The organism is Aequorivita sp. KMM 9714, assembly GCF_011065475.1.
Lineage (GTDB): Bacteria > Bacteroidota > Bacteroidia > Flavobacteriales > Flavobacteriaceae > Aequorivita > Aequorivita sinensis.
Window position 1 is genome coordinate 1123452 of the sequence record NZ_JAAGRO010000001.1, and the last position, 12385, is coordinate 1135836.

The 12385-nt window shown below is 34.6% G+C and carries 10 protein-coding genes; 3 read left to right on the forward strand and 7 right to left on the reverse strand.

What is annotated here, in order from left to right:
* Window positions 1-102 precede the first annotated feature (102 nt).
* Both G3A46_RS04980 and G3A46_RS04985 read right to left on the reverse strand, forming a co-directional pair.
* A complete protein-coding gene (locus tag G3A46_RS04980; RefSeq protein WP_165146931.1) occupies window positions 103-1290 on the reverse strand; it encodes a pyridoxal phosphate-dependent aminotransferase in 1188 nt (395 codons plus the stop codon).
* A gap of 5 nt (window positions 1291-1295) precedes the next feature.
* A complete protein-coding gene (locus G3A46_RS04985) occupies window positions 1296-2399 on the reverse strand; it encodes an acyl-CoA desaturase (protein ID WP_165146934.1) in 1104 nt (367 codons plus the stop codon).
* A 125-nt stretch (window positions 2400-2524) separates the two neighbouring features.
* Between G3A46_RS04985 and rsmG the strand changes: the two genes are divergently transcribed.
* Window positions 2525-3154 carry a 16S rRNA (guanine(527)-N(7))-methyltransferase RsmG gene (gene rsmG / locus G3A46_RS04990; protein ID WP_165146937.1) on the forward strand — a complete coding sequence of 210 codons (630 nt, stop codon included), beginning with the start codon at window positions 2525-2527 and terminating at the stop codon, window positions 3152-3154.
* A gap of 60 nt (window positions 3155-3214) precedes the next feature.
* Here the strand turns inward: rsmG and G3A46_RS04995 are convergent, their stop codons facing one another.
* The gene (locus tag G3A46_RS04995) at window positions 3215-3778 is read right to left on the reverse strand and encodes an NUDIX hydrolase (RefSeq protein WP_165146940.1); all 564 of its coding nucleotides are present in this window, start codon (window positions 3776-3778) and stop codon (window positions 3215-3217) included.
* A gap of 107 nt (window positions 3779-3885) precedes the next feature.
* The gene (locus G3A46_RS05000) at window positions 3886-5550 is read right to left on the reverse strand and encodes an Omp28-related outer membrane protein (RefSeq protein WP_165146944.1); all 1665 of its coding nucleotides are present in this window, start codon (window positions 5548-5550) and stop codon (window positions 3886-3888) included.
* A gap of 283 nt (window positions 5551-5833) precedes the next feature.
* Here G3A46_RS05000 and G3A46_RS05005 point away from each other — a divergent pair, with 283 nt between their 5' ends.
* Window positions 5834-6571 carry a T9SS type A sorting domain-containing protein gene (locus G3A46_RS05005; protein ID WP_165146947.1) on the forward strand — a complete coding sequence of 246 codons (738 nt, stop codon included), beginning with the start codon at window positions 5834-5836 and terminating at the stop codon, window positions 6569-6571.
* Window positions 6572-7019: 448 nt separating this feature from the next.
* Here the strand turns inward: G3A46_RS05005 and G3A46_RS05010 are convergent, their stop codons facing one another.
* The gene (locus G3A46_RS05010) at window positions 7020-8666 is read right to left on the reverse strand and encodes a DUF6029 family protein (RefSeq protein WP_165146950.1); all 1647 of its coding nucleotides are present in this window, start codon (window positions 8664-8666) and stop codon (window positions 7020-7022) included.
* Window positions 8667-8695: 29 nt separating this feature from the next.
* On the reverse strand, window positions 8696-9178 hold the full coding sequence (locus G3A46_RS05015) for a TlpA disulfide reductase family protein (protein WP_165146953.1): 483 nt from the start codon (window positions 9176-9178) through the stop codon (window positions 8696-8698).
* Between the two features lie 160 nt (window positions 9179-9338).
* Here G3A46_RS05015 and G3A46_RS05020 point away from each other — a divergent pair, with 160 nt between their 5' ends.
* Window positions 9339-10640, forward strand: a complete 1302-nt coding sequence (locus G3A46_RS05020) for an Omp28-related outer membrane protein (RefSeq protein WP_165146956.1) — start codon at window positions 9339-9341, stop codon at window positions 10638-10640.
* Between the two features lie 78 nt (window positions 10641-10718).
* Here the strand turns inward: G3A46_RS05020 and pruA are convergent, their stop codons facing one another.
* Window positions 10719-12344 carry an L-glutamate gamma-semialdehyde dehydrogenase gene (gene pruA / locus G3A46_RS05025; RefSeq protein WP_165146959.1) on the reverse strand — a complete coding sequence of 542 codons (1626 nt, stop codon included), beginning with the start codon at window positions 12342-12344 and terminating at the stop codon, window positions 10719-10721.
* Between the last annotated feature and the right edge of the window lie 41 nt (window positions 12345-12385).

Below are 12385 nucleotides of genomic sequence, written 5' to 3' on the forward strand. Positions count from 1 at the left end.
TTTAAGTTGCCTAAATTACAGAGATTTTATAAAAGCAAAACAGGATTAGTTGTTTTTAACTAATCCTGTTGCTAAAATAATATTTTTAAAAAAAAATTCTTCTTAAGAAAGGGCTTCTTTAATTCGGCGAATAGCTTCTTTTATTTCAGCTTCTGAAGTGGCATAAGAAATGCGAATACAATTAGGGTCTCCAAAGGCTTCACCAGTTACGGTTGCCACTTTAGCTTCCTCTAAAAGATATAATGATAAGTCTGAAGCACTGTTAATGTATTTACCACGTAAAGTTTTTCCAAAGAAATATGAAATATCTGGAAAAACATAAAAAGCACCTTCAGGTTCGTTGGTTTTAAAACCTTCAATTTCTGAAAGTAAATTTAGTATTAGCTTTCTCCTTTCTTTGAAGGCATCAACCATGAATTTAATTTTACTCGGTGGATTCTCTAAGGCTGTAATTGCAGCTCTCTGTGCAATAGCATTTGCTCCACTAGTAACTTGACCTTGCATTTTATTACAAGCTCTTGCAATCCATTCTGGACCGCCTATATATCCAATACGCCAACCCGTCATAGAAAAGGCTTTTGAAACCCCGTTTACAACTACGGTACGATCGTACATATCTTCAAACTCAGCCATTGAAGCGTGACTACCGCTAAAGTTGATGTGTTCGTAGATCTCATCGCTAATTACAATTACATCAGGATATTTTACCAATACATCGGCTAACTTTCTAAGTTCTTCTTTACTGTAAACCGAACCACTTGGGTTACAAGGTGAACTGTAAATAATCATTTTAGTTTTTGGAGTAATTGCAGCTTCTAGTGCTTCTGCAGTAACTTTAAAATCGGTTTCGATAGTAGTTGGAATTTCTATTGGAACTCCTCCAGCAACTTTGCATTGGTCTGCATAACTCACCCAATATGGTGCTGGAAGTAAAACTTCATCCCCTTCATTTAAAAGGACCATAGTTAAGTTAGCTAAAGATTGCTTGGCACCTGTAGATACTACTATTTGAGAAGGTTTGTATTCAATATTATTATCTCGCTTAAATTTGTGAATTATAGCGTTTTTTAGCTCGCCATAACCATCTACAGGAGTATATGAATGATAATCGTCTTTAATAGCTTGAATTGCAGCATCCTTGATGTAATCTGGAACTGTAAAGTCAGGCTCACCAAGACTTAACCCAATAATGTCTTCTCCTTGGTCTTTAAGTTCTCTAGTTTTGGCAGCCATTGCTAGCGTAGCTGAGGTTGCCATCGCATTTACGCGATTTGAAAGTCTTTTGTCCATAATTATTAAGCAGTTAGAGTAGCAGGTTTTTGCCCCATTTCTCTTAAATGTCTAAAATGGGCAGCTATTGCCTCTCTGGTAGTTTTATATTCTTTATAAGGTAAATTGAATTCTTTTGTAGTGCTTTTTACAATTTCAGAAATTTTCTTGTAGTGAATATGACTGATATTTGGAAAAATATGATGTTCTACTTGGTGGTTTAATCCGCCTGTGTACCAATTTACAATTGGATTGTTTGTAGAGAAATTCACTGTAGTAAATAACTGGTGAATAGCCCAAGTATTTTTCATAGTACCGCTTTCGTCTGGAAGGAAGACTTCGGTGTCCTCAACAACGTGAGCAAGTTGAAAAACAATACTTAAGATCAATCCAGCAACGTAGTGCATTATAAAGAAACCTATTAGTATTTTCCACCATACAATGTTGAAGAATAAAATTGGAATTATTATCCATAAGGAAACGTAAATAATTTTAGTGATTACTAAAATACTCCATTGTTTTACCGGACTAGGGAATTTACCGTAGGATAGTTTTCTAGCTAAATATCTTTTAGTTTGAAAAAAATCTGTAGTTAGTACCCAGTTGAAGGTTAATAAGCCATAAAGTAATACGCTATACCAGTGTTGGTATTTATGGAAACGCTTCCATTTAGAGTGTTCTGAAAATCGAAGAATACGTCCAGCTTCTAAATCTTCATCGTGACCGTGAATGTTTGTGTAAGTATGATGAAGTACGTTGTGTTGTACTTGCCAGTTATAGACGTTTCCTGCAAGAATATACATACTGCTGCCCATCACCTTATTTATCCATTTTTTAGATGAATATGCTCCGTGATTGGCATCGTGCATAACGTTCATTCCCACGCCAGCCATTCCTACTCCCATAATAATGGTAAGTAGTAATTGAGCCCATCCAGGGAAATTTAGTGTAAGTAATAAAAAATAAGGGGTAAGATAAAGTGAAAACATAATAATTGTTTTCAGGTGAAGCTTCCAGTTTCCTGATTTATCAATTTCGTTTTCTTTGAAATAATCGTTTACTCGTTTATTTAGTGTTCTAAAGAATTTGGCGCTATCCTTTCTTGAAAAGTTTAAGTTTTTTTGATTCATGTAATAGTTAACAAGGGTAATTTAATTTGTATATTCAACAAAAATAGGCATCTTTTATGGAAATCTAGTTGTCGAAATTCACAATTTAAGTTAAGATATCCTACTTTTGCGACTTATTTACTAATATGGAGCTAATTTTAAAATATTTCCCGCAACTTACTGATATTCAGAAGGAACAGTTTAAGCGGTTACAAGAACTCTACCAAGACTGGAATTTAAAGATAAATGTAGTATCTCGAAAAGATATAGACGAACTATACTTAAGACACGTTTTACATTCACTTGGGATTGCAAAAATTCAAACTTTTTTACCAGGATCTAAGATTTTAGATGTTGGTACAGGAGGAGGTTTTCCAGGTATTCCTCTTGCTATTTTATATCCAGATGTTCAATTTCACCTGGTAGATAGCATCGGAAAAAAAATAAAAGTAGTAGATGAAGTAGTAGATGGTTTGCAATTAGAAAATGTAAAGACTACAAATGCAAGAGTTGAAACTATTTCAGATAATTACGATTTTATTGTAAGTCGTGCCGTAGCTCAAATGGAAACATTTGTACATTGGGTAAACGGAAAAATCGCCAAAAAGAGTTTACACGATCGCAAAAATGGGATTCTTTATTTAAAAGGAGGTGATTTAACAGAGGAATTAAAAGTGTATAAAAATGCTGAAATTTATCCTTTAGAAGATTACTTTGAAGAAGACTTTTTTGAAACGAAAAGTGTGGTGTATTTACCACTTAAGTATAAAGGATAAGCGAAGTAGCTTTGGGTAGACTATTAGTTTGTTTTAGATGGTAAACTCACTAAAGCCACATTAAGCTTTATTATTTGTAAGAAACCATTGCATTGCAAGGATGGTTTTTGCATCCTTAAATTCTGTGATTTTCGAATGAATATCAGCTATGGGTAACTTTACAAGTTGAATATCCTCATTTTCTGTTTCAACTCCACCACCTTGTGAAATTTTGTCTTGAGCTGAAACCTCTGCAAAATATAAAAATATACGTTCGGTGCTAGCGCCGGGTGAGGTGTAGAATGTGTTTATTAATTTTGGATTTTCAATTTTATATCCAATTTCTTCTAGCACTTCTCTAATGATACAATCTTTAGGGTTTTCATCTTTTTCTAGAGATCCTGCAGGAATTTCTAGCAGCCATCCATTGTGGTGTTTGCAGGTAGGATATCTAAATTGATTGGTTAGTAGTATGCTTCGCGATTCCTTTTCATATAATAGTATTGCAACAGAGTCACCTCTTTCAAATGCTAAACGTCTAACTGTTATTACATTTCCATTGAAAGTTTGGTGCTTTATATATCCCTCAGTTATTTTGTAGTGATCATCAAATATTGTTTTTTCCTTCTTAATAGTATATTTCATATTTGTAATGATTTAAAATGTGAACTCTTGTAGTTATATCTTCAGTAGGGTTAAGGTATAAAAAAACCCCGAACGAATCGGGGTTTTTAAAATATGTAATTCTAAAACTATTTAGTAACTAAAAACTTCTTAGTTGTTACCGAGTTGTCTTTAGAGATTTTAATAAAATAGGTTCCAGCTTGTAGATTAGCAACATTTATTTGAGCGTCTACATCAATGTTATTTTGAGTTAGAATTAATTTTCCTAAAATATCATAAACTTCGATGTTTGCATTTTCAGCATTCTTAAGGTTAAGAACTGTACTTGCTGGGTTAGGATAAAGAGCAATGTTTTCAGTGCTAAAATCGTTAGTGCCTAATACACCGTTACTACCAAACTGTCCTGTGGTTTCAGCTCCCCAATTACCTACTGCGTAAAACAGTTGGGTTCCATCACTATCAGTTAATGTGAATCTTGTTCCACCGTCTCCCCAAGTATCTATCCCAGTAAATAGATAGCAGTCTGCGTCCAAATTAAATGTAAGGTTTACTGTAGTGTTGTTAGGGTAAGGTCCTCCATTTTCGATAATGTTTCCATTGCTATCTCTAAGGTTCCAACGGCACTCAGATCCATATGCATCGGTACGAATTTCTAAGTTTACTGTTCCAGTACCTTCAGCTGCTTGGTCAAAGGTAGTAGTTAGCGAGTTGTTAGAGTTATCGTCGTCGTTAGGGATAGTAACCTCCAGTGTGTTTGTACTATTTAATGTATAAGTTACTGCAGGTAAGGAAACCGTCTCCGATCTAAGCGATAATAAGTTACCAGTCCATGTAAATGTGTTTGCCTCACCATTAATTGTGTATGTGATAGGTAGTGAAGTGATTGGATCTGCGCCTAAATTTTTAATTACTACATTGGCTGATAATTCAGTATCACAAGTAGGTTCTATTTCAGGAATTTCTGCTATCGCAGCATCATTATTATTTGTTAGACCAGTATACGTTGGTAAAGTTGTAACACCAGTAGGTATTTCTTGAGTAGTTTCTGTAATAAATACAACTACCTTCATATCAGCAAGATTTGTAGGAACATCTCTATAGTCTGCCGGTATAGTATAAGTGAAAGTACGATCGATAAAGCTTCCGGCTGTAGTATTAGTAATGTCTTCACCCCACTGTCCGGTAATTAGATCAACCAAACGATGCATATGGTTGTAATTGCTACCTTGGCCACCACCACTTTGAGGTCCCTTTGTATTATCTTGTAATACAGCAACATTCAATTTATTTGTAGATTCAGCACTATTACTAGTATAATAAGCTTCAACGTGAACTGTTAATTCATTAGTTTGTATATCAATATTGGCTTCTGCAGCTATGTTTACATTTGAAGCAGTTCCTAAAATTTCATTAGCTCTAATTGCCCATTGACCTCTATCAAGTATAGTGTTATTTCCAGAAAATACGTGACGGTTAACCGTTCCAGATGGATATCCAGTTAAACCAGTTTGTGCAGCAATGGCAGCACCGTAATTTGTTCGGAAATCAGGGGCATTACCTGATGGATTCGCAAAACCACCAGTGTGGATGTTTATTAACGAGACTCTGTCGGGATTACCATCTTTGATAGCCTGAGCACGTGCATGTCCGTCTGGACAGAATTGACAATAAATTCCTGTGAATTCTTCCAAGACAACATTTTTGTCTTGAGGGGAAGTTGATACAATAGTTTGCGCATACGAGCCAAATGCAAATACTGTAAAAACTAAGGAAAGAGATAGTTTTTTAAACATGATTTTAGTTTTTTAGGAGTTTTTAAAGATTTTATACATACAAATCTACTATTTTCAATGAAACAATGTTAATAAAAGATTAAAATTTTTACATACTTCTTTAATTTTAAGAAAATTCAATTTATAGTGGTTTTTTAGGTGTAAGTAATTGATTTGTAGTGTTTAGTGTGATTTTAACAAGTGTTAAAAATTCAAATCTTTTTAATATTCAGGACTTTATATATAATTAAAATCACTACTTTTGGTAAAATATAATTCCTTTTAACCTTAAAATTTTAAATTAATGAAAATCAAATTACTTTTATTAGCGACTATAGGATGCTTTACTGTTGCTAATGCACAGTTTACTGTAAGAGACAGAGCTGGGAATGAATTAAATAATGGAGATGTTGTTGAGTATGGTTCTATTGAATACATAGATTCCGAGTTTGAGTTTTTTGTAACCAATGATAATACTTCAGAAGAAATATATACTCGAATTGAGGTTATTGAAAAACAAAACTCTGTAACTGGTACATTTGAGCAATTGTGTTACGGATTGTGTTATAACGATTTAGAAATAGGAGAGACTGTTCCTCCTGCTGTAGACCCTGCACTTCCTATCGCAGTTGGTGAAACTACAGGTATAGGAAACCACCTATGGAATAATGATGCTGGTAATGGAACTGACAATGTTGAATTTAAATTTGCATTCCGTCAATATTCTGATGCTGCAGGAACAAACGAAATTAATGAACCTTTAATTTTTTCTTACCGTTACAACCCAACACTAGGAGTTAACGAATTAAGAAAAGTTAAATTTGCTGTTCAGTCTACTATGGTTTCTAATGAAATTGTAATGGAAGTTGCTGAGCCTGTTCAATTAACTATGTATAATGTTTTAGGGAAAGTTGTGAAACAAGCATCTTTTGATACTGGACGTCATACTATGAATGTTTCAAACTTGGCTTCACAGGCTTATGTTTTACAAATAACTAACAAGGCTGGTGCTGTACAAACTACTAAAATACTAAAGCAGTAAGGTTTTAATCTTTATAGCTTTCTAAAAAGACTATTCTTAATCGGAATAGTCTTTTTTGTTTTTATATACCTTTCAAATAAGTTTCTCTTCAAATAATGATTTCTATTTAAAGAAGTTAAACGTGTAAGTCTGAATAATTAATTGGTTTCAGCATGGCTTCATTTAGGAACATCTCGTTGTTAGATTTCATTAAGAATTACTACGTATACCAATTTCGAAATTGATTTAATCTGAAGTATATGTAATCCTTTTAAGGTAAATAGATGAATCAAATATCATTCATTTTTAAATAGCTCTAGGTATACATCTCAACCTATACGAACTGTGCTATATTCATTGTAGCTAATTGCTTGTTGAGAAAAAATTCGGTTTTAATCTCACTATATTCCAAATAAAAAGGTCGTCCAAATTGCTTTGAACGACCTTTATAAATTTATATCTAAGTAGTTTAGAATGTAACTACAAGGTTTGCTGTTACTCCTGAACTTTCAGGAACTTCACGACAAACACCTCCTACACAAATTAAACCACCTCTTTGGCGACCATAGTTAAGTCCGAAACGAGCACGTCCTTTTGAATAACTACCTCCAATGTTGTAAAAGTGGTCGTTGTTTGGTCCGCCATAATTCCAAGAATCTGCTACATACACACCTAAAGATGAGTTGAAGTTGTATTCAAGAACTCCAGCTGCCCAGTTTTTATCATCGTCTGCAGTCCAAAGATGTTGTAGTTCCATACGTAAAGCTTTAGCACCTGTAAAGCGTCTAGTTCCTTCTATTACGGCAATCTGAGCGCGGATGTCTCCTTGCTGACCTAGAATTCCTCCTTTAGAAACACTCTTGTCTATTATAACATCTTGGAAGGATGCAACAGTGCTCCATTTTGAACTCCAACGGTTTTTTATTTCAATATTTAAATCTCTGAAGTATCTATCACCTTTACCAATAAACTTAACATCGTAGTTTTGATCTGTTTTATTGAAGTCGGTATCAAGTCCAGCCCAGTATGAAAAGTTACCTGATAATTTAGTTCCTACTTTACCTAAAGCGCTTTCTTTGTCGAAAGAGTAGTAAACGTCAACTTGAGTTCCTACTTCTCCAGCTCTTTGCTCGTTTGTAGTAAACAACAGTCTTGGTTGAGAGTTGTAAACATATATATTAGAAAGTAAATAATCGTGCTGCTTTGTAATTGCTGGAACGTAGTTTATAATCTGCTCGTTGTATTGGTTTCCTTCAACGTATCTGTCTGAATAAAACGCAAAGTTTTCTAGCCTTCTAAAAGTAGTATTTATACCAAGTCCTTTTTGTGCGTACCCTAAGTTTACTAATAAAGCAGTTCCGTCAAACAATTGAGGAGATGTTACTATAGTTTCATTTATAAGTACGTCCGGATCTTTTGTATTAGCTTCAACTCCACCATAAAAGTTACCAGCTACAAAATCAAGTCTTCCTCCATAAGCATTAACGCTTGCTGGAATTGTATCGTTTGCACCATTGTCTTGATATCTACCAACGTAACTAGCGCCAAATTTTAAATCTACTGCATCAATATTCATTAATGCGCTTAAATCTAGATTGGCATCAAGTCCTTGGATTACTCCTTCAGAAACATCAAAACCATTACGAGTCTGTCCGTAAACTCCCGTCATATTAAAAGTTGCAGTTGGGCTAAACTTAACACGTACACCTTTTAAAGCATTGTTTATTCCTAATTGTCTGTCTTCCCAAGTACGTAAAAGTAATCCACTACCAAATTGTTCGTAGAAATAACCGGCAGTAACATCTAGGGTTTCATTTCTAAAATTTAAGTAATAAGTTCCAATTCCGTTTTGATTATCCCAAGTAGGAGAGTAGCCTTCTAGAGCTTTTGGTAAATACGATTCGTATTGTACTCCAGCAGTAAATTTTCCTAATGAATAGTTTAATTGAAGGTAATTGTTAGAACGAAACTGTTCTTTTGGGGCAAAATAACCAAAATCTTCATCGTCTAAAAGCCATTGAGAATTAGATTCAAGTCCACCAAAAAAGTAGCCATTTTCTTGTGAAAAGCCAATTGCTCCCACTAAAAGAAAGGCGCCTAAAATAAGTTTTTTCATAATTATTTGTTGGGTTTGTAATATAAAGATTAGTTAGAGAATTCCTTTATTTTTTCATAAAGTTCATACTCTGCACCAGGGCTATATCCAGAATGACGATAAACTATTTCGTTGTTTTTTACAAGAAGTGTTAATGGTACGGTTGCAGCACCTAAAGCACGTTTAAAATCATTATTAGTGTCTAAAAGCACAGTGTAATCCCAGCTTTTTCCATTAATTAAAGGCTTAACTCTTTTTACAGTTCGACTATCGTCTACAGAAATTGCGTAAAGCTCAACTCCAGTTTCTTCTTGCCATTCGTCGTAAATTTCGCTTATTGCGTCTAATTCTTTTAAACAAGGCACACACCAAGTTGCCCATAAGGATACAATAGTTACTTTGTCGTCGGTTGAAATGCTTGAAGAGTTAAAAACATTACCGTCTACTGTTGTAAGATTTACTTTAGGCATTTCATTTTGTGATGTAGCAGCTAAAGATACTAGTAGAAGTAGAAGAGGGATTAATTTTTTCATTTTGTAATAAGGTTTTAATTTAACTTTATATTGGCAATATTAAGTTTTTTTTAATGAATTAAAGATTGGTTTTTTGAAAAAATATTGATTTAACAATTTATTCTTTAACATTTTTTTATAATTGCGCTATATTAGCACACTTTAAAAAACTAATTTTATTATGAAAACACATCCCTATTTTAAATTTTTATTCCTTTTTGCGGTTTTGGCAGTTGTTTCTTGTAGCAAAAAAGAAGATCCATTTGTTGAGCAAGGACCTGCTTTAGTATTAGAACTCAAAAGTGACGCTGGGAATGGAGAGTTAGAAGTTGTGAGTATTGATCAAGTGGTGAATTTTACTGTTATAGGTAACGACGATCAAGACTATACATCTCTGGCGAATATCCTAGTAAATGATGTTGAAATTGAAGGCAGTAGCTACACATTTGGTGAATTAGGTAACTATCAAGTAAAAGCTATATATGATGATGTTGTAAGTAATGTATTAACTTTTGAAGTACTTGCTGAAACTGAAAGAGCTTTAACAGTGAGTGTTACTAAAGCAATGAGAAATCAAACAGTTACTTTTGGCCTACTAGATAATGAAGGTACTGATACTTCAGACGAAGCTACTTTTTATGTTAACAATACAGCTATTGAAGGTAATACTTATTCATCTAATAATGTAGGAGACTTTGAGGTTTATGCAGAGTATGTAGTAAACAATGAAACTTATACTTCAGCAACAAAGAATTTTGCAGTATATATACCAAAACGTAAAGTAGTAGTTGAAGATTATACAGGAACTTGGTGTGGATTCTGTCCAGCGGTTGCTTTGGCTATTGACGAGTTAAGAGCTGCTACAGAGCACGTAAGTATTGTAGCTATTCATAAAACTGCGGCAAGTTTACCAGATCCATTAGATTTCCCTAGAATTCAGGAATTACAAGATATGTTTGGTGTAAGTAATGGTTTCCCAAAAGGACAAATTAACCGTACTGTAGCTTGGCCAGATCCTTACCCAAGTGGTCAAATTTTATCAATGGCAGGTGCAGATACTGATGTTGCAATTGCAATTAACTCAAAGCTTACAGGTGCTAACTTAACTGTAGAAGTAAAAGTTGTTTACGAAAATGGTTCAACTCCTGGTGATAAGGTTGTGGTTTACTTATTAGAAAATGGAGTTGTTGCGCCACAGGCTAACTACTTTAATGAAACTCCTGGGCATCCATATGAAGGTCTAGGAAATCCTATTGAAGATTATGTACACAATGATGCGTTGAGAAACTCACTTTCTGACTTGTTTGGAGATGCAATTCCTTCAACACCTGCTTTCCAAGAATTTAAAAAGAACTACACATTTACAGTTCCTTCTAACTATGTAGGTGAAAACTTAAGTTTTGTAGTTATGGTAGTTGATCAGGACAACAATGCTAAAAACTCTCAGTTTGCAAGTATTAATGAGGCTAAGAATTTTGAATAGAAATTTCTAAAATAGATCATAAAAAAGCCCCGATTTGAAATTTCAAATCGGGGCTTTTTCTATTTAAATTATTTTGGGTTACCCTAAGAAAGGATATCTATAATCTGTAGGAGAAACAAAAGTTTCTTTTACCAATCTAGGAGAAATCCAACGGTAAAGGTTTTGTTTACTTCCTGCTTTATCATTTGTACCACTTGCACGAGCCCCACCAAACGGTTGTTGACCTACAACAGCTCCAGTTGGTTTGTCGTTGATGTAGAAGTTACCTGCAGCATTTTCAAGAGCTTTTACAGCTTCTTCTAAAGCATATCTATCTTCACTGAAAACAGCACCTGTCAATGCGTATTCGCTAGTTCCATCAACTAATTCAAGCATTTCTGTCCAGTCTTTATCTTCATATACATAAACTGTAAGAACAGGTCCGAAAAGCTCAGTACACATAGTAGTGTATTTAGGATCTTTAGTTACAATAACAGTAGGCTCAATAAAGTATCCTTTACTCTTATCGTATCCACCTCCAACAATAATTTCAGCGTTTTTATCTTTCTTAGCTTGGTCTATGTAGCTTGCAAGTTTATCGAAAGAGCTTTCATTAATTACTGCAGTAATAAAGTTCCCCATATCTTCTGGAGTACCCATTTTGAATGAACGAACATCTTCAATCAATTGCTTTTTAACATCTTCCCAAATTGTACTTGAAATGTAGCAACGGCTTGCTGCACTACATTTTTGACCTTGGAATTCAAATGCTCCACGAGCCATTGCAGTAGCAACTTGTTTTGGGTTTGAAGTTTTATGAGCAACAATAAAGTCTTTACCTCCAGTTTCACCTACTATTCGTGGGTAAGTTTTGTAGTTTGAAATATTGTTTCCAATTTTTTGCCAAATCCCTTGGAAAACTCCAGTTGAACCAGTAAAGTGAACTCCACTGAAATCTGGGCTTGCCATAAGCGTATCTGAAATCATTACAGCGTCTCCCATTACCATGTTGATAACTCCTGCAGGAACACCAGCCTCACGGAATACATCCATAATAACTTTAGCTGAATAAACCTGAGTGTTACTTGGTTTCCAAACTACTACGTTCCCCATTAATGCAGCACTTGCAGGAAGGTTCCCAGCAATGGCAGTAAAGTTGAATGGAGTAATAGCATAAATAAATCCTTCTAACGGACGGTATTCAACTCTGTTCCAAGCTGAAGATGTAGATTCTGGTTGCTCAGCGTAGATTTCAGTCATATACTGAACGTTGAAACGCAAGAAATCTATTAGCTCGCAAGCAGAATCAATTTCAGCTTGATAAATATTTTTAGACTGCCCAAGCATGGTAGCAGCGTTTATTTTTGCTCTATATGGACCAGCAATTAGTTCGGCAGCGCGAAGGAAGATTCCAGCACGTTGTTCCCATGGCATTGCAGCCCATTTTTTTCTTGCTTCCAAAGCAGTTTCAATTGCTTCTTCAACATTTTTCTTAGTAGCTTTATAGTAAGTACCTAACACGTGCTTATGGTCGTGTGGAGGTGACATTGTAGCGGTTTCTTTAGTTTTAACCTCTTTTCCGTTGATAAATAAAGGCACTTCAATTTCTGCCTTATACATTTCTCTATACGTTTTAAGTACTTCTTCTCGTTCTGGTGAACCAGGAGCGTAGTCCTTAACAGGTTCGTTTACAGCGATCGGTACTTCAAAAAATCCTTTTCCCATTACATTATTATTTTTGTGTTCTTAAAGGTTGCAAAGATACA